Genomic DNA, 21469 nt, shown 5'->3' with positions numbered 1-21469 from the left:
GGTTGCTAACCTTATGCATCTTCTTTATTAAGAAATGCGTCAGACTGCCTAGATCTATATCAAAACCACCACCAACACACCACCACCACTATGAAAGCAAAAACATTTTTTAACCTTAGCGCTATCGGCGCTTTCTCCGCGATTGCAGCCCTTGGCGTTCTCGCACCCGTTACAGCCTCAGCTGCGACTACAGCAGAAACAACAGAAGCTGCTGCAAAAGCAGCAACAACAGAAGGAACTGGAGTCACAGTGACTGTTCCTGCTGGAAAGACAATATCATACGTCGTTGGAGGGGAAACCGTCGAAGTGACTGGGCCTGTGACGCGGACTCTACCGCCTTCAGCCACAGGCATTCAGGTGCCGGCTGGAGTGACCATGAGTGTGGTCAATGTGTCATCCACTGGTGCAGTAACTGTAGCAACCGTGACTGTTGCGACAACAATCACGGTGGCCGCTGTCACTCCTGCAGCCATTACCACAGCAGTGACTGCTACTCCTGGAGCTGTGACTGTTAGCTCGGTTTCTACGACCACAACATCAGGTAATACTACGACAGTGAACGTGGCCACACAGACTACGACGGTTACTTCTGGTGATACAACGACGGTGACAAAGGCTGACACAGCTGCTGGAACGATCACGTCCACCACGACTACTACGACCGAGACAGCCGATGGCGGTACCGCTACGACTACTCAGGCTACTGTGGTAGATGTGGCTACTAATACAGGAACAACCACATCGTCTACATCTACTACTACCGCGGCAACAGATACTACCGCCGCGACAACTACAACTACAGCTACAGCGCCAACTACAGCTACAGCTACGCAGGTCACTGCGACCTCCACCAATACAGCCGGAGCTGTGACTACAACGACTGCCGCTGTGACCGCTATCCTAACTCAGGGTACAGTACTTACAGCCGATACCGCTTCAGCTGCAGTGACTTCTTCATTGGGCGGCACAGACGTTAACTAGTCTCGCTCGTTTGACGATCCTCTTTTAAGGGGTACTGCGGAAGACTCCGCAGTGCCCCTTCTTTTGCCCTCTTTGCATAAATCACACCCACATGAAACCTATGAGCGCTTTGCTCCGCTACATCCTCCTCTCTCTCGCTTGCGTGTTCGCCAGTGGCACACTTCAGGCTGCTGACACCAAAGAATACACACTGCAGAAGGATGACACTCTAAAAATGGTTGTCTTCCAGGAGCCTGAGCTCGCTACCGAAGCGCAAATCGGCAAGTCTGGCTACGTGTCCTTTCCGCTGATCGGCAACGTCAAAGTAATCGACAAAAGCCTCAAGCAGGCAGAAGACGAGATCAAAGCGCTGTACGAAAAGGACTATCTCGTCAATGCCAATGTCAACCTCTCGATTCACGGCTACGCTGAGAAGTGGGTGATCGTCGGTGGCGATGTCCGTAGACCCGGCACCATCCCATTCCCAGAAGAAGGAGCGCTCGACCTCCGCGGCGCAGTCGCCCAGGCCGGTGGCCAACTAGAGACAGCCAATGTCAGCCGCATTATCGTGCGCAGCAAGTCAGGCGCTATCAATACCTACAGCCTCAAAAGCTCAGGCAGCAGAATCTTGAAGCACGGCGACTCCGTCACCGTGCCACGCCTGACCCTTAAGAAATCCACCGTCACTATCTCAGGCAATGTCAACCGCCCCGGCATCGTCGAGTACCCTAAAGAAGGTAAGCTCGATATCATTACAGCCATCGCCCAGGCTGGCGGCTTCGACCGTATCGCCTACAAGAATGCCGTCACCGTCCACCGCAACCAACGACAGACACTGGTCGACCTCCGCGCCATCCAAGAAGGCAAAGCAAAAATGTACTTCCTCGAAGCCGGCGACCTAATAGTCGTCCGCGAAAGCAGATTCTAAGCGCGCTGCGCGCGAATGAATAATGAACAATGAAAAATTAATAATTCCTTTGCAGGGAGTTCATTTTCTGGGACTGCTGAGGCTTGATTCAGCTCTTGAGGATGGCTGTTGCACGACACATACGGCGCGGAGCTACAGACGACTTGCCTTTATCTTCTCTCCTTTCCCCGCTTCATCATCCTAGCGATCAGAAATCTTAGATCAGAAATCTTAAATTCTTCCCTCTCCCCTTTTTCCTTCCACCTTCCACAGCCTCTTGACTGCCACCTAATACCAGTTTACCCCATTCACCTACCACACACTGTTTAATTCTTAATTCTTAATTCTTAATTCTTAATTCTTAATTAGAGCACAGCGACCACCTTCCCACACTTCTCAATTCCCACTTCTCAATTAGAGCGCAGCGACCCTTCCCACTTCTTAATTGTTAATTAGAGCGCAGCGACAAACTCCCCGTTTCATCAGCCTTGCAGCATTCGTGCGATTAGTGTGGATTCGTGGTAGAAAAATTTCATGCCTCCCGGTAATCAAAAATCTTAAATCAAAAAATCTTAAATCTTAAATCTTAAATGGATATCGACCCTTTCGCAGATGACGACAAAGAGTACCGCTCGACCGGTGCTGAAGAGCCCGTGGTGAGCAATCGCATTGGCATAAGCAATGTCCGGCAGGCGCTGAGCCGCTGGTGGATCATGCTGATCTTCGGTGTGCTCGGCTACTTTGCAGCCCTCTACTATATGTCGATCAATCCACCGAGCAGTGAAGCGATTGCGGTGCTGGAGGTAAATATCCAGACGGGTCAGCTGCTCGGCCAGGACCTGGTGCAAGAGCGGATGACGCCTGATATTATACTTGCCACAGAGGCCAGCAAGCTGATGGGGCCGGCGATCCTTTCCGCCACCGCCCAGAGCCCAGAGGTCCGGGCGCTGCGAAATGCCATTCCACCAGAATTTTCCTTCAAGCCACGCTACATGCGCACCGAAGAAGAGCTCGCCTTCAAGCCGGCTTCCTCGGTTGAGGTCTACGAGTTAGTGAGTTCATTCGGAAGCTGGATCACGATTTCTGGCCGTCGCGGCACCTCGTTGATCGATGTGCGGGTGAAGCACCAAGATGCGGAAGCGGCCCGGGTGATTGCCGATACCTTGCTTAAGGTCTACCTCGAAAAGGAAGAATCCCAGCTCATAGGTGGATCAGATGATGCCTTCAAAATTCTCAAGAAAGAAGCCGACGGCGCGCGACTTGAGATGGAGTTGGCCGAGAAATCCCTGCAGTTCTACGTCTCCGCCATCAAACTGAGCGAGCAGATTCAGGAAAAGCGGAACCAGGTGATCATCCTGCGCCAGCGCTACTTGCCCAAGCACCCCGCCCGCATCCAGGAAGAGGCACTCTATACCGACCTACTCGAAAGCTTCGGCGGCGCGATCAAGCGCTCTTCCGGCAAGCCAAGCGAAAAATCGTACTGGCTCGAGTACAAGGACGAGATGGATGCCCTCGAGAAAATCATCGATGGCGATGGCCCTGACAAGTCAGACGCCGCGGACAAATGGGTGCTGCTTTCCCAGGGCGCTCTCGCCTCCCGTGCCAAATTGCTCAATAACACAAGCGAGCAGACGCGTGACAAGTACCAATCAATTAGCCAACGGATGACTGAGATCGATGTCGCTGACAATCAGAGCATGAACAACCTCAAGGTCGTAGAGCCCGCCTTCATCGGTCTTGCAAAAGAATCTGTCCGTCTGATTTACCTCGCGGCAGGTTCCATCTTTGGCATCTTCACAGGCTTCGCTGCTGCCTTCGGTCTTAGCATACTTGACTACAAGATCTACGACGTCCGCTCAGCGGAAGAAGCGACCGGCCTCACCTGTATGGCCGCCATCCCCGCTTCCAGCAAGTTTGGCCGCCAAGACAAGTGGCAGTCGATTCTTAGCCACGATCCACATTCGGCCAACGCCGAGTCCATCCGCAACCTCCGCGCATCAGTCATCCTGCTCGGCAAGCACGACAACAATAAAGTCCTCCTAGTGACCTCCGCCATCCCTGGTGAAGGGAAAACCACCGTCGCCGCTGAATTGGCCGCTGCCTTCGCCATGAATAAAGAACGCACCTTGCTGGTCGATCTCGACCTGCGTCGACCCGCGCTGTCCGGCACATTCCCAGATCTAGATGGCGGCCCCGGCATTGTCGAGGTGCTTGCCGGCCAGGCTTCCATCCAAGACGTTTTTAGTGACACCGAGATCGAAAACCTCACCGTTGTCTGTTCAGGTGCTAAAGCGCCCAACCCATCCGAACTCCTCAACGAAGGCGAGTTCAACAGCCTGCTCGAGGATCTTATCCCAGAGTTCGATCGCATCATCCTCGACTCCGCACCAGTGCTGCCAGTCGCTGATTCCCGCCTCCTCGCCAAGCATGCCCATGCGGTCATTCTCGTCGTCCGTACCCGCAAGACCCCCATCGGCGCCATGATCCGTGCCTGTGATCTGCTCAAAGCCTCCGGTGCTAAATTGGGTGGCGTCGTTGTCAATGGCATGAAGCGCACCGGTGGCTCCAATTATCTCGGCTACAAAGGCCACGGCGAATATGGTGGCGAGGAATATGGCTACTATGGGGGGGATAAGTGAGAACCATCACCTACTCCAATATACCCTCGTTGATTAATTTTAATAAAGACTCGTGATGATAAACGCGATTAATCCTAAGTCGAGAACCTTCAAGACCTTGGTATTAACTGCATCAAAAGCGATCACTTCATTCTCTACGCTGGCACTCTTGATGTTCCTTTCAAGAGTGCTTTCTGAAGCCGATTATGGTGTTTTGAGGCAAGTGTCTAGCATTGGGCGGGTTATTTTACCTCTCGCTATGTTAGGCTTGCCCCAAGCCCTTATTTATTTTCTACCAAAAAATAGGCAATCGGCACGTCGGTATTACAGTATTGCAGTGCTATTGTTTACTCTGGTAACTCTGGTCTTAGGGGGGCTTGCCTTCTGTTTTAAGGGAAATCTTGCTGACTATTATGGTAGCCCACTACTTGCAGATTTAATCGTCTACATATTTGCATGGGTGTGGGCGATTGGGGCTTTAACGATTTCCTTACATGCTTTGTTAGGTTTGGAACGAGCGAATAGTTCGGCGGTCATATCATCCATACACGCAGTTATCAGAGTTGGGATAGTTGCTATCTGTGCCTATTACTGGGACGAGGTCAGAGTTGTTATTATGAGCTTTGGACTGGCACCTCTAGCTGTGTCTGTGCCTTTATGTGTCTACATTTGGAAAGTTTCACCTAGCTCTAATAAAAGTATAGGATTCGTTAAGTCTGTACCGGAGGTGCTTAAATACTCTACGCCGCTTTGTGTCTCGAATTTTGTGGCTAACTGTGGGCGGCAGATGAGTCTCATTATCGTCGCCCCAATGCTGTCTGCGGAGCTCTTCGGAGTCTACGCTAATGGAGCAATGGAGCTCCCACTTGTAGGAATGCTCACAGGATCTGCGGTTGCAGTGATAACTCCAGAAATTGTTCGACAGTATTCTGCTGGAAATAAAGTGGAGTGTGTTCGCCTTTGGACGAAAACAGCGTATAAGACAGCACTTGTTATATTTCCAGTTTTCATCTATTTTATGGTAAACGCTGAAATATTTATGGTGAGCTTATACTCTGATAAATATGCGGGTTCCGCGTTACCTTTTAGAATATTTTTACTCTTATTGCCGATGCGAGTGATTTACTTTGGCGTAGTGTACATAGCCGCATCTAAACCCAAACTGCTTCTTTTACGAAGTGTGGTAACAACAATTATAAGTGTCGTGGTAAGCTTGCTCGTGGCTAAATACTGGAACCCTATGTATGCAGCTATTGGCTTTGTGACTGCAATTTATTTATGGGCTCTTCCATTTAACATATTTTGGTGGAGAAAGATTATGGGCGTGCGGCTCGTTGAAGCTCTAGACTTCAATCTTCTGGGTAAAATTTTCACGTTAGCTTTAATCTGCTCGATAGCTATTTATGCCGTAAACTGGTGTGAATTCATACCAGCTGTGAGTCTCATTGTGAGCGGTTTAATCTATTTTCCTTTAGTTTTTCTAATTTGCAGAAAAAATCAAAACAAACTAAATTTGCGATGAATAAGTATATATATATAATATCCGAAATTTTCCTTAAATGGCTGAATTCACAGAAGCGTCAATATACTAAATTTGTAGTTCATGACCGGATACGAGTGAAAGGCGAAGGTGTCGAGTTTAAAGGCGCGGGCTTTGTGTCAGATAAATTAGGCATAGTTCTTGGTAAGAATGTTCATATAGGCAAAAACTTTTATTTTTCATCAGATGGGGGTATGAGTGTTGGAGATAATAGTCGTTTAAGTAAAAATTTAGTGATCTATACACACAATCATGAATTTGAAGGTAAAGCTCTACCGTACTCTGATGACAAACGCTACGCCTCGGTCAATATTGGTAAAAACGTATGGATTGGGATGAACGTGTCCATATGTCCAGGCGTTAATATTGGGGATGGTGCAATAGTAGGTTTGGGGAGTGTTGTTACAAAAGATGTGGCGGAGAATGAAATAGTAGGGGGATCTCCATCTAGTTTTCTTAGAATGAGAGATTTAGATCATTATGAGCGAGTGGAATCAGAGAATAGGTATGGAGGTAACAATGGACTACCTTTAGGTGATGACGCCTTCTTAGATAGTGTATCAGCCAAGGAATTAGGCGAAAATCTTTGTTACGTCCTCTCAACTGGGAGGTCAGGGTCCACGGCAATTGTAGATAGTTTAAATTTACACGCAGGTATTAGAGCTTATCATGAACCTTGGAAATCTCTTGTGCGTGTTTCAACCGACTTTGCTCACGGAAAATTAACCAAAGAAGAAGTTAGATCTGAGTTAGAATTTATTTTGGTCAAATGTAGCAGCTTTCAGAGTGATAAGAAAATTATAATTTCAGACCAAAAATTGGCTAATCTAATTCCCTTCTTACAAGATCTGACACCGGAAGCAAAATACATATGGCTCAAGCGTGAGCCAAAGGCATGCGTGCATTCAACTTATGCTAGAGAGTGGTATTCAGAAACACCACGTATTCTTAAATCCTCTACACGGTATTGGCATAAATATCGAATACAAGGTGGGTTATGCGGTAATGTTGATGCTGATGTGTGGCATGGCTATTCTCGTTTTGAGAAAAATTGTTGGTACTATAGCTATTGGAATAGTCTTATTCAGAAGTCATTGGAGGAAATGAAGCTTGATAAATATTTGAGTGTTTCTTTAGAGGTAATAGATACTCAGATGTCTGAGATACAAGCATTTTTAGGTGTTGAAGGATCAGTTCAGCAGGCCTTAAAAACAAATAAAGTATCTAATCATCATAAGGGTCATTACTTGTCTAAATGGGATGAAGATCAAGTGATTACTTTTAATAAATATTTCTCATAAATTGGAAATGAATCGCTCATTATTAGATTATAGTTTTAGGGAAATAGGCTTTCGACTTTTCCAGAAATTGGGTTTAAAGACTCGTTCTGAGGCGCATTTTTCTCAAGTTGAAAATCAACCGATGTTTGATGGTCAAGGGCCACTTTTGGTAAGCGGGGTGCCTCGTTCAGGAACAACAACTATACTACATGAATATGCTAGGGACTTGGGGTACAATGCCCTTTTCGAGCCGTTGGTATTTAATCATTTGGGTTTTGATGAAGAATACTTTAGAAAAGTGGCAGCGAGTTTCCGTGCAAATCCAGAGCCTAATGAATTAGCAGTTCAAGAAGTGGCTTCTGGAATATATTCTCATCTTTCTGGGATGAGCTGTAGTGCGACAAGAGAAAGAGTTAGAAGTTTGTTGAGTGAGCACCTCGATAAATTAACAAATATAGCCGGACGTAATGTGGTGATAAAAGAGCTTCGTTGGATGGGGAACTTAGAGGAAGTTGATACGATATTGACGATGGGTGAACATACACCCAAGCACATCTTGATAGATCCAGATCCATATATGGTGCTTTATACTCATTATCGCTTAGGAGGACTATCTGAAAAGAACGATTTCTGTAACATGGCAGTTGATCAAATGTACGAGAGACGTTTTCGTATGGCTTTTGATGCGAAAAATATGGCAGCCCTGGTCGAGTACAAGCCTCAGAACAAGTGGGAGAAATTATTAATAAGTGTGCTGATTGACCGGCAATTTATGCTCAACTTTAAAGAGGCTCATCCGGATAGAGTGATGTTTGATTTATTTACGACATTAATGAATGATAAGTTCAAAAAAATGAATGAACTTGGTTTTATCTGCTCTGCGGAAAAAAATGAGGATGAGCGAGTTCTGAGACACTCTAATCGTCACCTGCAGGATATTTTTTTTAAAGGACGGATACAGTCAAAAGTAACAGATGAACTTCATCAACTGGTTGAAGATTTTTCTTCTTTTCAGAGGCCTGACTGGGCTCAAAGAATTCCTAAACCAAACTTTAGACAGTGGAGCACAAACCTGTCTGTCGTAATATGTGACCTCTAAGAATATGAATATCCGCCAAGAATTACTAAATCTTTACCGCTACGGGAAGACTTCCAAAGGCTTCTCTGAGGCTTATCCGTTGTTATTGATTTTGCTAGCTACTGTGGTGACCAGTGTAGTTCCCACCGCAATCTACCAAAACTATCTCTGTTATGAAGTTGGTGATTACGCTATAGACCTAAGCTTACTTACCGTAAGTATTCTGTTTGTCCCTATTATAACAAAAACAAAAAAGAACCCAGCGATGATTGGGTTCTGCGTTTTCTTTTTAATCTTCGGTCTAATTTCTATACCACTAGCGAAAGCGTCTGAGGCTAGTGCTATATTAACAGGTATATACACAGCTCTTCCATTTTTACTAGTGAGTTGTATTCGCTTCACTCCCTTTCAGGGTGTGTTACTGCGCTGGATTATACTGATTCCTTTTTTTGCAATAGTTCTACAAGTGCTTCTCTATGGATTAGGGTTTCTTACATATGTTAGCGAGAGCACTGGCAATGAAGTAGGTAGAATCGGTGAAGCTAGCCGCATAGGAAGTACTGTAGGGAAAGCTACAGGAACGAGTGTGTTTATTTTCCTTTGTGCCTTGCTGTCTGCGCTGTTATTTATCAAACGTCCATTTTTTTTCTGGGGAATACTGGCAATATCTTTCATCGCAACAGTGATCACTCAGTCGCGTGGAACCACTTTAATGATGGCATGCTACCTCCTAGCCCTATCAACACCTTTTTTGAAGGAAGCTAACTCGAAGGGGGGTGGGTTCTATGTACGAATACTGATGTTAGGAGGTGTCTTATTTGGAGGAGCTGGCTTCCTTTACCTTAAGCCTGATGTTGTAGAGCAATGGCGTAAAAGAGTGGATTATTTTAAAGGAGATGCATTTGATTTGGCTGGCCGTGATGTCCGCGGAGCCCAAGCTATCGCGATTGCTAAAAAGAGTCATTATTTGGGCGTGGGCTTAGGTAACTATTCTCCCCGGAAAAAACTAATGCTGGGGAGTGCGAAAAGAGCAGGCATTGGTTCTCCCCATAATGTGTACCTTCTTCTTTTAGGTGAAATTGGGATAGTAGGAGCGCTCGGCTATATTGCGCTTCAAATACGCGTGCTGTATCGAGGCTATAAATACAACCGGTGGATGGCTACAATAGGTCTGTTTATTCTTTTGGGTGCTGGGCATAATACTGAGTATGTGTATCTACATATGCCATTTATATGGGTTTTCGCCTTGCTTCTGGCCTACGTGAGTCATGAGCCATACCAGGCGATGAAAACTAGGAAGGGAGCAGCATGAGCACTGTACGTGAATCCGTATTGATTGTGTCTTTTCATGATTGGAAGTCTAAACGTCTGGCTGGCTTTCACAAAATAGGTGAATCCTTGTTGGAAGCTGGATACGATGTGGGTTTTGCTGCCCATTCTAGACCGCTCTATGCGGCTTTCCTTAATAAGGACGAGATAAATTGCTTTAAAAACTGGAAAGCTCTGATGGGTGGTAAGCATTTCAAGTGGATGGAAAATGAACTTGTGAATTTTACCGCGCTAAATATAGAGATACCAGGTTTTTTAAGGAAAGGGCTGATGGCTAAGTTCAATATGAAGATGAAGCTGTTGTCTAATGTGCTATTAGCGAAAAAGTGCAAGCGTATGTTTCCTGCTCCTAAATGTGTGATCATTGAAAGTGGGACTTCGGTGTGTGCTTTTAGCGCTCTTAAAAAACGGTACCCTAACACACCCTTTATTTACAGGCCATCAGACCCTTGTATAGGAGCTTTAAGAAAAGATCCATTTTTGATCGCTGCAGAGCGTAAGATTGTGCAATTGGCAGACAAAGTGCTTTTAGTGAATGAGCTAGGTCGGGAGCTATATATGAAAAATGGCTATGATCTAGATACTTCAAGGACATTTATTTTGCCAAATGGGATAGATATTGAGAGTTTTAGAGAGAAGTGCCAGTGCCCAAAGGAATTACTATCTAAGCCTTCTGCTTGCTATCTTGGAGGACACGTGCCGAACTGGAGGGCTATCTTTGCATTAGCGGAACTGGATAATGACCTGAATGTTGTAGTTATCTGCCCTGAAAAGCTTACAGCTGAACTTACAGTGACTGTGAATAATTATAGTAACATTACCTACATTGAGGGAGTGGATCCAGAGAGAGTGCCAGAGTATATAACGAATACCGAAGTTGTGATGATCCCATATCCTGATGGATGGTCGGAAAGGCCTCTCGGTATGCATGGGAAGGTGATGCAGGCCATGTGCGCTAATAAACCCATTGTGGGGCTCAATCTAGATGTTAGCCTGAGAGAAGAGGGGGTCTATGTCACTGACTCTGTCGAGCGATTTGCTCAAGCTGTTTGTGAACTTAAAGATTCTGAACCCGTACAATATGCGTATGACTTTTCCGAGAGAGATTGGGCGCATTTCAAAAAAACATTTATTCAGCTTGCTGGCTTATGAAGCATAAAGTTTTATTTATTACAATGCACCCACTCGGGGAGTCGACGGGAGGATCTATAGCCTCGTTAAACTTTCTTAAAATGGTGTTTTCGGTTTTTGACGGGCAGGTGAGGGCTGTGATACCCTCGGGCTCAGAATCTATTGTCCGTGATCATGGGGTAGAGGATTTGGTGCTACTGGATCAACGTAATAAGCTGGATAAGGCCGTCTATTTTTTACGAGGTATTTGCAGAGATCGATATACGCCTTATGTAGATACCAATTTAGAAACATTGATGGTTGGAGTTTCGCATGTGTTCTTAGACGGCTCTATGCTAGGGAGGTTTGCTGCTGTAGTTAAAAATCGCTTTACTAATGTGAAAGTAGTGATGCTTCATCATAATTTCGAGAGGAAGTATTATGCTGACACTAAAATGCCATGGTATCAAAGGATACTGATAAACAGAGTGATTGATTATAATCAGGGAGCTGGCTGGAAACAGTGCGATATGAATCTGACTTTTACGGAGAAAGACAAGCATGATTTGTCTGACGCTTATGGAAATGCGGGTGAGAAAAAGTGTGAGGTGATTGGTTATCATGAAGACTGTCAGGAGCTTAAGGTTAGAAAAAGAGACAAGAATACAGCTCCAAGAGTCAGGATGATCATCACTGGAAACCTTTCTGTCAGGAAGGGTTATGAGGGAGCCCTTTGGTTTGTGAATGAGGTGCTTCCAAGTATGGACGAGATTGACTATGAATTGATTATAGCTGGTCGAAATCCACATATAGATTTAATTGACGCCTGTGACGGCCTTGAAGCTGTCTCACTAATAGCGAATCCTGAGTCCATGGATGATTTGTTGGAGGTGTCGGATGTTTTTATCAACCCTTCATCGATTGGAAGTGGTATTAAGGTGCGTAATTTCGATGGGCTCCGACATGGTTTGCCGGTTCTTTGCCGTAAGGGCAATGAATACGGGTTTGAGCAACTAACTGAGAGAGTCTTCAGCATCTTTGAGGATGTGACTGATTTTAAGCAATCGCTGACTGAAGTGACAGATAATAGAAATGAAGTTTTTGAATCATATAAAAGTGAATACGCTATATGCTCGGGCGTGAGAAAGCTAAGGGCATTAACCATGAAGGACAAATAAGAATGACTATTAAAGTTAGTAAACTATCAGTAGGCTTGGTACCTGATCGCTTCGCTCAATACCGTCATGCCGCTTTCAAAGCGATGAGTGATGAGCAAGCGAATGGCTACAAATTGGCTATCTACGCAGATTCAGTTGAGGATAAAAAAGGTGTGGTACTGCTAGATTCTAAATTTTGTAATGGTGACTACGATAATGGTGGGGTCTGCTGGTATAGGCTGAAGAATATATCGATCAAGAATATCTGTTTTTGGCAGCGCGGGTTGGTTTCCGTTGCTATGAAATCGGAACACGATGTTATGGTTTACTGGGGGGATGCATATAGAATTAGCACTTGGTTTGCCTCTATAATCTCAAAGCTACGTGGGAAAAAGGTCGTTTATTGGACTCACGGGGTGTACGGGAATGAAAGTTTTTTCAAAATGGCATTTAGGATGACATTTTATCGTATGGCTCATGCCATACTACTATACGGGAGGTTTGGACGAAATAACCTAGTCAGACAGGGCTATCCTGAGGCTCAAGCATTTGTCATTAACAATTCTTTAGACTGTGAGCAACAAAATCGGATTTATTCTCAGAGTAGCGATGAGGCAGCTGCATACAGAAAAATGAACTATGATGCCAATGATAATGTGCTGGTGTTTGTTGGTCGCTTAGAACCGCCCAAAAAGTTGCATATGCTCATGGAGGCACTATCTCAACTGAATGACTCTGAGCAAGTTTTCAAATTGCTAGTAATCGGTGATGGGACTGAAAAAACTAAGCTTGAATTGCTAGTGAGTAATCTGGGTTTAGCAGAAAGAGTGTGCTTTTATGGAGCTTGCTATGACAATGAAATTTTGGCTCCAATGTTGATGATGGCGGATATATGTGTGTCTCCTGGTGAAGTGGGTCTCACTGCGATGCATTCTTTGATATACGGTACCCCAGTGGTGACTCATAATAAATTTTCTGAACAAATGCCTGAATTCGAGGCTATCGAGGATGCTGTATCTGGAGGTTTCTATGATTACGGTAGCATTGCGTCTTTAGTGTCAAAAATTGGAAGGACTGTGAAGCTGATTAATGAGGGCGTAATTTGTCCGGATTCTTGCAGAGCATCGATTTTAGCTAGGTATACTCCTTCTTTTCAGGAGGTCGAATTTGGTAAAATGTTGAAATATCTGAATGAGGAAAGATAAAACTATGGATGTTAAATATAATAGAAAGTTTCAGATATGGACTAGCCGTGAACTCGCCGTGAGAGGGGTGGCAGTAAAAGATCTAGAATCTTGGTCTGTATATGGAGAGAATTCAGTAAAATTAGTTAACCAACGAAACCCTATATTTGAGAATGAAGAAAAGTAAACCTATTGTGATTTTAGGAGCCCCAAGGAGCGGGACTTCAATTTTGGGGGACATATTGTCTAAGCACCCCGACGTGCACTATCTAGTGGAACCAACGCCGCTTTGGCGTAAATATGCTAAATTTCGCGGTGATTTCGTTGCTTCTGACTATACTTCTAAACAGGTGTTGAAGACTCGGCAAGTATTTGAGCAGTCTCATCTTAACTCAGGTAAAAAAACTATTTTAGAGAAAACCCCACAAAATTGCCTTAGAGTTCCATTTGTCTACGATGTGTTTCCTAATGCGAAGTATATACATATTGTTCGAGATGGTTATGAATCTAGCTTGTCAATAATGAAGCATTGGCAGGCATATACAACCGGTTTTACTGGCGTTCGCATAGGTCAACGTCTGAAAGAATTGTCCTTATCTCAAATTCCTAAGTACGGAATACAATTTATCAAGAGGCTGATGCCGAGTAGAGGGAAGCCTCGAGTTTATTGGGGACCAGTGCTTCCTGGGATGTCTAAAATGTTGGATGCGTTTTCGATAGCAGAAATATCGGCAATACAGTGGAAGATATGTGTGGAACAAGCATGCCATTTTGGAAGGAAACTACCAAAAGGTCAGTATATGGAAGTGAGATTAGAAGATCTTACTTCAGCAAAATTGAAAGAGATAATTGAGTTTACTGAATTGCCTGCCTCTGACGAGGTGCATGAGGCATTCCTACAAAAGTTTAACTCCAAGCAAACGAGTTACAGGAAATCTGGAGCTAATAAAAAAGTGTTAGCTAGTATGGAGCCGTGGCTATCTCCAACAATGTCTTGGCTTGGACAGCGTGATACTGACGATTAATCGAGTTAAAGTAATAGTATTGGTCGAGCTTTAAGATCGCGGGCAATGTTTAGCGTGCTGCTTTATTTTATGCGGCAGTCCAAAGTGCTCACCTTGGCTAAAATAAATCGGACTGCCAGACTACAATCTAGAGCTAAAATATTTAAAAAGATATTTGATTTCCTAATCGATATATATATAGAAACTAACCAAATTATGTTCACAGATAAAACGCTTTTAATAACTGGGGGCACAGGATCTTTTGGTAATGCTACTCTAGACCGCTTTCTAAATACTGACATCGGGGAAATTCGCATTTTTAGTCGAGATGAGAAGAAGCAGCATGACATGCGGTTGAAGTACAACAACGATAAGTTGAAGTTCTATATTGGAGATGTTCGTTCGTTTGATTCTCTGAATGCGGCGATGCGCGGGGTAGATTATGTCTTTAGTGCTGCTGCTCTGAAGCAAGTACCAAGCTGCGAGTTTTACCCTATTGAGGCAGTACGCACCAATGTGTTAGGTACTGAAAATACGCTGAATGCATGTATTGCTAACGGCGTGAAGAATGCCAACCTATAGTGAAAACTTTGGCATTGTAGTGGCTGAGGCGCTGGCTTCGATGACGCCGGTGCTAACTACTACGGGCACTCCGTGGCAGGGACTTGTGGAGAATCAATGCGGCTGGTGGTGTGAGCCTAATGTTGATGACTTAGAAGCGACATTCCACCGTGTTATTGCAGATGAAGCTAAGTATCTTGAAATGGGGGAGCGTGGCCGTGAATGGATTGAGGTAGATTTTTGCTGGTCGGGCATTGCTAAATCAATGGAAGCATTCTACCAACGTATTTTACGATAGGACTTGTGACACATTTTTTAATTTCAACTTGGTGTTTAACTATGGTGAGAGGAAAAAATGAGGGCTCAATATTACTAATAGAAAATAGATTAATCTAGTAAGGTTTAGTTATGGACGTTTTAAGGAATAGAAAAATTAAGAAATGGAGCAAGTCTGAACTGCTTGTCCGGTGTTTTTGGTTTATGTTGAGCCCGCTATTCAGGTTGAGTCCGAGGCTATGCTGGGGGTGGAGACGCTCTATGCTTAGGTTGTTTGGAGCCAGTGTTGGCAAGCACGTCAGGATACACCCTTCTGCGAAAATATTTATCCCTTGGAATCTTAATATTGGAGATTGGTGTGCTGTTGGGAATGATGCGGTGATTTATAATTTAGGTTCAATTTATATTGGAGATAAAGTCATTATTTCACAAAGAGCACATCTTTGTGGTGGCAGTCATGATTTTCGTGACCCCGCGATGACTCTTATTAAAGCTCCTATCACGATAGAGGATAAAGTATGGATTTGTGCCGATTCTTTTGTGGGACCAGGAGTGGTTGTTGGCGAAGGTGCTGTATTGGCAGCTCGCGGAGTTGCTGTAAAAAACCTTAAACCGTGGTCGGTGTACGGAGGTAATCCTGTGAAATTAATAAGTACGCGTGAGCAAATTAGAGACTGATTTAAGTTTATGAAGAAAAATAATCCTATTGTCATTTTGGGAGCTCCGAGAAGTGGAACCACGATTCTGGGAGATCTTTTGTCGAGCCACCCTGATGTCCATTACATGGTAGAACCAACTCCTCTATGGAGGCGTTTCGCGAAGTTTTATGGAGATTTTGTGGACTGTAATTATTCAAAAAAAGATGTGAGTGATACCCGCCAAGGTTTTGATGCAGCTCTTAAGAAATCGTGTAAAAAATATATTTTAGAGAAGACTCCTCAAAACTGTTTACGCGTTCCTTTTGTGTATGATGTATTTCCAGATGGTAAATACATTCATATTGTTAGGGATGGTTACGAGTCGAGTCTATCAATTATGAGGCACTGGGAGACGAATACTTCAGGGTTTACAGGTGTGCGTATTGGCCAACGGTTGAAAGAACTATCCTTGTCTCAAATTCCCAAATATGGAATGCAGTTCATGAAGAGGCTGTTACCTTCGAGTGGTAAGCCTCGTGTGTATTGGGGGCCAGTACTCCCTGGGATGTCTAAAATGTTAGATGCTTTTTCAATAGCCGAAATTTCAGCGATCCAATGGAAAACCTGTGTGGAACAAGCGTGTCACTTCGGGAGGAAGCTACCTGTGTGTCAGTATATGGAGGTTCGGTTAGAGGATTTAACTTCTGAAAAGATGAGAGAGATTATCGAGTTTGCTGACTTGCCCGCTTCTGTTGAAGTTGATCGAGCCTTCGATGAAAAATTCAACAGAGAACAGACTAACTACAGGAGGTCTGAAGCTAAGGTGAATGTTCTTGAGAAAATGAAGCCGTGGTTAGAGCCTACGATGTGCTGGCTAAATCAAGACGACGAATCGTCTAAATAGCGTATGAAAATTAGCATCATCACGGCGGTGTATAATCGCGAGAAGACAATGGGGGCGGCCTGCGAGACAATGGCTGCCCAGGATTATGCTGACATCGAGTGGGTGGTTGTGGATGGCGGTTCGACTGACAAAACCCTAGAGGTTCTTGCTGCGGCCTCGCGCCAGCCAGACATCCTAGTTTCTGAGCCCGACAAGGGGATCTACGATGCCCTGAATAAAGGACTTGGGCTTGCGACAGGCGAGGTGATCGGCTTATTGCATTCCGATGATTTTTATCCGGGCGAGGCGGTTCTTTCATCGGTGGCTAAGATGTTTGAAGATGAGTCTGTTGATGCAGCGTACGGCGATTTGGAGTATGTGACTGCCTCTGAGGATAAAGGAGAAAGGGGAAAGGAAAAAGAGCGCTTTCGCGTCGTCCGTCATTGGTCGAGTGGGGAGTATGATAGGCAAAACTTTAAAAAGGGGTGGATGCCGCCGCATCCTGCGTTCTATATGCGACGAAAATATTACGAGGAGCTTGGAGGCTTCGATATCCAGTACCAAATTGCAGCGGATTACGACAGCATGGTCCGCTACCTGTGGAAGCACGAACTCAAGGCCGCCTACTTGCCTAAAGTGCTGATGATGATGCGGACCGGCGGAGTGAGCAATCGGAACCTGAAGAGTATCATCCAGAAATCGAAAGAAGATTATTCTGTGATGCAGAAGAATGGCTTGGGGCTAACCACCTTGCTGTGGAAGAACCTTTCTAAAATCCCACAGTTTTTCCGGAGGTAGCCGTTTTTTACCACAGAATTTACAGAAAGGACGGAATTGGGCTAAAGTTGCTTGGGTTGATGAAGGAGCCCTGCGGGCGGTCATTGGTCAAGGGGGCTAGCTAGATGGAGTCCTTGGTCGATGAAGCGAGTTCAGAGCCAGCTAGATGAAACTAGCTCCAACCACAGAATTTACAGAAAGGACGGAATTGGCTAAAGTTGCTTGGGTTGTTGAAGCGGGGGAAGTTTTCAGTGTTCAGTTTTCAGAGCCAGCTAGATGGAAGAGGCCGGAGCGCCGAGCCCCAGCTCGGTAGAGTCGAGAATCACAAATGGAGCGCAGCGACACTTATGTGCACGAGCCAAGCTGGGGCTTGGCGCTCCCGGCACTTTCTCATCTTCCATCTGGAGCGCAGCGACTCTCTCCTCATTTGTAGCACAGTGTTCTTCTTGATTGGATATGAGATCACTCTAGCAGTGGATTTTTTCTAACGCTAAAAAGTGTTAGTTTATTTTGTGGCGCACTAACGAGAAGGTCCGTAGAAGCTGCATAGACCTTTTTCTAGTAGCCGAATGGCTCTCACCCCACAAAAGTAAAATAATGAAAATTTGTTGTATAGGAGCGGGCTACGTAGGTGGCCCGACAATGGCGATGATCGCCAAGAAGTGTCACGACATCGATGTGGCTGTTGTAGATTTAAATGAAGCTCGGATTGCAGCTTGGAATTCGGATTGCTTGCCAATCTACGAGCCAGGCCTGCAAGAGATCGTCGAAGATCGACGTGGCAAAAACCTGACGTTCTCGACCGAGGTGAAGTCACACATCAAATTGGCGGACATCATCTTTATTTCCGTAGGCACACCCACGAAGAATTATGGCATTGGCGCAGGCCAGGCACCGGAGCTTGGATATATCGAAGGCTGTGCCCGGATGATTGCTGAAGCCTGTGACGGTCCTAAAATCGTGATTGAGAAGTCCACGGTTCCTGTTCGGACAGCTGAGCTGGTGAAGAGTGTTTTCGAAGGCTATGAAAAAGGCCATCTCTTCGAGATTCTATCGAACCCAGAATTCCTAGCAGAAGGCACTGCTATTACCGACCTTGAGAATCCGGACCGGGTTCTTATCGGTGGGGATTCTACGGAATCCGGTAAGAAGGCGGTGCAGACCGTGGTCGATGTGTACAACCGTTGGGTTCCACGTGAGAAGATTGTCACCACCAATGTCTGGTCGTCCGAGCTATCTAAGCTTGTGGCCAACGCATTCCTCGCCCAGCGAGTTTCCTCAATCAATGCCATTTCCGCAGTCTGTGAAGCATCAGGAGCAGATGTCGAGGAGGTGGCGAATGCCATTGGTATGGATAGCCGGATCGGGCCAAAGTTTCTCAAATCCTCTGTTGGTTTTGGTGGGTCTTGCTTCCAAAAAGACATTCTGAACCTTGTCTACCTATCTGGGCATTTTGGCTTACCTGAGGTGGCTGAGTATTGGAATCAAGTGATCACCATGAATGAATATCAGCGCAAGCGATTCAGCCGTAAGGTGATTCATAGTTTGTTTAATACTCTCCAAGGCAAGCGGATCGCAGTGCTCGGGTTCGCCTTCAAGAAGGACACCAACGACACCCGTGAATCGGCCGCCATTTATATTTGTCGCGACCTTCTCGAAGAGGGGGCAGACATCGTGGTCTATGATCCGCAGGTGCCAGCTGCTGAAATCAAACAACTCACAAACGAATCTGTAAAAATCGCCAGCTCAGCAGAAGAGGCAGCCAAGGATGCGCATGCAGTCCTGGTGCTGACCGAATGGGATGAATTTAAAGACCTCGACTACTCAGCGATCTACCAAAGCATGGTAAAGCCCGCGCATATTTTTGACGGACGAAATATTCTGGATCTTCCGAAGCTTGAGTCGATTGGCTTCAATGCCTCGGGGGTAGGCAAACCTTGATTGGAGCGCCGAGCCCCAGCTCGGCTAGAAGAGCCCTGCGGGTAGTCGCTGCGCTCCAATGAATAATTAAGATAACTAAGTGTTCAGTTAGCAGAGTTCAGTTTTCAGAGCCGGACTGATGGAGCCCTTGGTTGATGAAACGAGTTCTTGGCGCGGATTACGCTGATTTAACGGATTCCGTTGCAGTGGTTTGGAGTGCGTGTGGCTCGACACCGCTTTGCGGCTGGCTCGGCTTGACGAGCGCGGTGGGGTTTCATCGTTTCTAGCCCAGGCTACTCAGCTGCGCACCCCATGTGACGTGCCACATCCATCCATCAGAGCTGAGTCGAGCTCAGCAGTCCCGATTTTATATGCTCCTTCCCTATATGGTGCGATTTTTTTATGTTAGATAGAATTTGGTAGATTTAAACGCTCGAATGGTTTATCGGTTCCTCATCAATTTTGGTAGAAATTGGCCACACCTCTTTATTTATGAAAAAAGCCCTTATTACTGGTATCACAGGCCAGGACGGATCGTATCTCGCGGAACTTCTTTTAGAAAAGGGATACGAAGTGCATGGTATCAAACGCCGTGCATCGTCGTTCAACACTGCACGCGTTGATCACATTTACCAAGATCCGCATATTGAGAACTCACGGTTCCATCTTCATTACGGAGATTTGACGGATTCTTCGAACCTCATTCGAATCATGAAGGACGTGGAGCCGGATGAGGTGTACAATCTCGGAGCTCAGTCGCACGTGGCGGTTTCCTTTGAGGTTCCCGAGTACACCGCGGATGTCGACGCGCTAGGCACCCTTCGATTACTTGAAGCGATTCGCTTTTTAGGTCTAGAAAAGAAGACAAAGTTTTACCAAGCATCGACCTCTGAGCTCTATGGTGAAGTTCAAGAAATTCCGCAGACGGAGAAGACACCATTCCACCCGCGTTCACCCTATGCCGTGGCAAAGATGTACGCCTACTGGATTGCAGTGAACTATCGTGAATCCTACGGGATCTATGCCTGTAATGGCATTTTGTTCAACCACGAGTCACCACGCCGCGGTGAGACATTTGTGACGCGTAAGATCACCCGTGCAGTTGCCAACATTTCTCAAGGATTAGAGCAATGCCTCTACCTAGGAAACATGGACGCGCTACGCGACTGGGGCCATGCCAAGGACTACGTGCGGATGCAGTGGATGATGCTTCAGCAAGACACTCCAGAAGACTTTGTGATTGCGACAGGTAAGCAAATTTCTGTGCGTGCATTCGTAAAGATGTCAGCCAAAGAAGCCGGTATCGAGCTTGAATTCACAGGTGAAGGTCTAAATGAAGTTGCAACTGTTACCAATGTCGATCGCGAGAAAGCACCAGGCGTTAAAGTGGGTGAGGTGATAGTCAAAGTGGATCCACGCTATTTCCGACCAGCGGAAGTGGAAACTCTCCTCGGTGACCCTAGCTACGCCAAAGAAAAGCTCGGATGGGTACCTGAAATCACAGTCGAAGAGATGTGTGCTGAAATGGTTCAAAATGACGTCCAGCAGGCTAAGGCTCATACTTTATTGAAAGCTCATGGGCACGTGGTGAGTGTCACGACTGAGTAAGTGTCATTTTTGATGGAAGATGGAAGATGGAAGAGGGAAGAGGGAAGAGGGAAGAGGGAAGAGGGAAGAGGGAAGAGGGAAGACTCTTAAATCCTGGATCTTAAATCTGACATTTTAAATCAAACATCAAACATCTTTAATCTTAGATCAGACATCTTAAATCAAATATCTTTAATCTTAGATCTGACATCAATAATCAACAAAATGAGTGGTAAACGATTCGAAGAAATGGAGGTTTGGCAAATGGCGCAAGATATTGCGTTCTCTGTGTACTCTGACTTTAAAGAGGTTCGTGACTATGGATTTTGTGACCAGATAAAGCGCGCGGCAGTGTCAGTCTCGAATAATGTCGCGGAAGGCGCTGAGCGCCAAACTCCAGCTGATTTCGCCCGTTTTCTGGACATAGCAAAAGGCTCGTGCGGCGAAGTGCGGAGTATGTACTATTTAGCTGTAAAATTAGGTTTCGTTGAGCCTTCAATTGCTGAATTACGCTGTGCGCACTGTGAAAGCATCTCCAAACAGCTAGCCGGCTTCGCCAAATATCTAAGGAAATGATGGAAGATGGAAGACGGAAGACGGAAGACGGAAGACGGAAGACGGAAGACGGAAGACGGAAGATGAATGTCTTAAATCTTAAAT

The 21469-nt window shown here is 45.5% G+C and carries 18 protein-coding genes and 1 pseudogene; all 19 read left to right on the top strand.

The annotated features are described in order from the left end of the window. Positions 1 to 90: 90 nt before the first annotated feature. The 19 genes and pseudogenes from BSZ32_RS05835 (at position 91) to BSZ32_RS05735 (ending at position 21385) form a co-directional block, all read left to right on the top strand. A complete protein-coding gene (locus tag BSZ32_RS05835) occupies positions 91 to 981 on the top strand; it encodes a hypothetical protein (RefSeq protein WP_105042566.1) in 891 nt (296 codons plus the stop codon). A 100-nt stretch (positions 982 to 1081) separates the two neighbouring features. Next, a complete protein-coding gene (locus BSZ32_RS05830; RefSeq protein ID WP_165788669.1) occupies positions 1082 to 1888 on the top strand; it encodes a polysaccharide biosynthesis/export family protein in 807 nt (268 codons plus the stop codon). Between the two features lie 569 nt (positions 1889 to 2457). Beyond that, positions 2458 to 4506 (top strand): polysaccharide biosynthesis tyrosine autokinase, encoded by a 2049-nt coding sequence (locus BSZ32_RS05825; protein ID WP_105042564.1) that lies wholly within the window; start codon positions 2458 to 2460, stop codon positions 4504 to 4506. Between the two features lie 55 nt (positions 4507 to 4561). Beyond that, on the top strand, positions 4562 to 6007 hold the full coding sequence (locus BSZ32_RS05820; protein ID WP_105042563.1) for a lipopolysaccharide biosynthesis protein: 1446 nt from the start codon (positions 4562 to 4564) through the stop codon (positions 6005 to 6007). Further along, on the top strand, positions 6004 to 7326 hold the full coding sequence (locus tag BSZ32_RS20025) for an acyltransferase (RefSeq protein WP_105042562.1): 1323 nt from the start codon (positions 6004 to 6006) through the stop codon (positions 7324 to 7326). Before BSZ32_RS05820 ends, BSZ32_RS20025 begins: the two co-directional genes overlap by 4 nt. 7 nt (positions 7327 to 7333) lie before the next feature. Beyond that, on the top strand, positions 7334 to 8404 hold the full coding sequence (locus BSZ32_RS05810) for a hypothetical protein (protein WP_105042561.1): 1071 nt from the start codon (positions 7334 to 7336) through the stop codon (positions 8402 to 8404). A gap of 4 nt (positions 8405 to 8408) precedes the next feature. Continuing rightward, on the top strand, positions 8409 to 9695 hold the full coding sequence (locus tag BSZ32_RS05805) for an O-antigen ligase family protein (protein ID WP_129589614.1): 1287 nt from the start codon (positions 8409 to 8411) through the stop codon (positions 9693 to 9695). Then, the gene (locus BSZ32_RS05800; RefSeq protein WP_105042559.1) at positions 9692 to 10864 is read left to right on the top strand and encodes a GumK N-terminal domain-containing glycosyltransferase; all 1173 of its coding nucleotides are present in this window, start codon (positions 9692 to 9694) and stop codon (positions 10862 to 10864) included. The genes BSZ32_RS05805 and BSZ32_RS05800 overlap by 4 nt, the downstream gene beginning before the upstream one ends. Continuing rightward, positions 10861 to 12000: a glycosyltransferase gene (locus BSZ32_RS05795; RefSeq protein ID WP_105042558.1), complete on the top strand. Its 1140-nt coding sequence runs from the start codon at positions 10861 to 10863 to the stop codon at positions 11998 to 12000. The genes BSZ32_RS05800 and BSZ32_RS05795 overlap by 4 nt, the downstream gene beginning before the upstream one ends. Continuing rightward, positions 11952 to 13184: a glycosyltransferase gene (locus tag BSZ32_RS05790; protein WP_105042557.1), complete on the top strand. Its 1233-nt coding sequence runs from the start codon at positions 11952 to 11954 to the stop codon at positions 13182 to 13184. Before BSZ32_RS05795 ends, BSZ32_RS05790 begins: the two co-directional genes overlap by 49 nt. A 152-nt stretch (positions 13185 to 13336) precedes the next feature. Then, positions 13337 to 14188, top strand: coding sequence for a sulfotransferase family protein (locus BSZ32_RS05780; protein ID WP_105042555.1), 852 nt, complete (start codon positions 13337 to 13339; stop codon positions 14186 to 14188). A gap of 195 nt (positions 14189 to 14383) precedes the next feature. Next, a pseudogene (locus tag BSZ32_RS05775) lies at positions 14384 to 14734 on the top strand (polysaccharide biosynthesis protein); the annotation flags it as partial. 1 nt (position 14735) lies between these two features. After that, positions 14736 to 15026 carry a glycosyltransferase gene (locus BSZ32_RS05770; protein WP_105042554.1) on the top strand — a complete coding sequence of 97 codons (291 nt, stop codon included), beginning with the start codon at positions 14736 to 14738 and terminating at the stop codon, positions 15024 to 15026. Between the two features lie 110 nt (positions 15027 to 15136). After that, positions 15137 to 15682, top strand: coding sequence for a WcaF family extracellular polysaccharide biosynthesis acetyltransferase (locus BSZ32_RS05765; RefSeq protein ID WP_105042553.1), 546 nt, complete (start codon positions 15137 to 15139; stop codon positions 15680 to 15682). A 9-nt stretch (positions 15683 to 15691) separates the two neighbouring features. Continuing rightward, a complete protein-coding gene (locus BSZ32_RS05760; RefSeq protein ID WP_105042552.1) occupies positions 15692 to 16546 on the top strand; it encodes a sulfotransferase family protein in 855 nt (284 codons plus the stop codon). Between the two features lie 3 nt (positions 16547 to 16549). Further along, a complete protein-coding gene (locus tag BSZ32_RS05755; protein WP_105042551.1) occupies positions 16550 to 17323 on the top strand; it encodes a glycosyltransferase family 2 protein in 774 nt (257 codons plus the stop codon). Positions 17324 to 17899: 576 nt separating this feature from the next. Further along, the gene (locus tag BSZ32_RS05745) at positions 17900 to 19243 is read left to right on the top strand and encodes a nucleotide sugar dehydrogenase (RefSeq protein ID WP_105042549.1); all 1344 of its coding nucleotides are present in this window, start codon (positions 17900 to 17902) and stop codon (positions 19241 to 19243) included. 471 nt (positions 19244 to 19714) lie between these two features. Continuing rightward, on the top strand, positions 19715 to 20830 hold the full coding sequence (gene gmd / locus BSZ32_RS05740; RefSeq protein WP_105042548.1) for a GDP-mannose 4,6-dehydratase: 1116 nt from the start codon (positions 19715 to 19717) through the stop codon (positions 20828 to 20830). 204 nt (positions 20831 to 21034) lie between these two features. Beyond that, complete coding sequence (locus BSZ32_RS05735; RefSeq protein ID WP_105042547.1) at positions 21035 to 21385, top strand: four helix bundle protein; 351 nt, start codon at positions 21035 to 21037, stop codon at positions 21383 to 21385. The last annotated feature ends 84 nt before the right edge of the window (positions 21386 to 21469 follow it).

Origin of the sequence: Rubritalea profundi (genome assembly GCF_002954445.1) — a bacterium.
In the GTDB taxonomy this organism is placed as follows: Bacteria; Verrucomicrobiota; Verrucomicrobiia; order Verrucomicrobiales; family Akkermansiaceae; genus Rubritalea; species Rubritalea profundi.
This window is presented reverse-complemented; position numbering and strand designations above follow the sequence as displayed.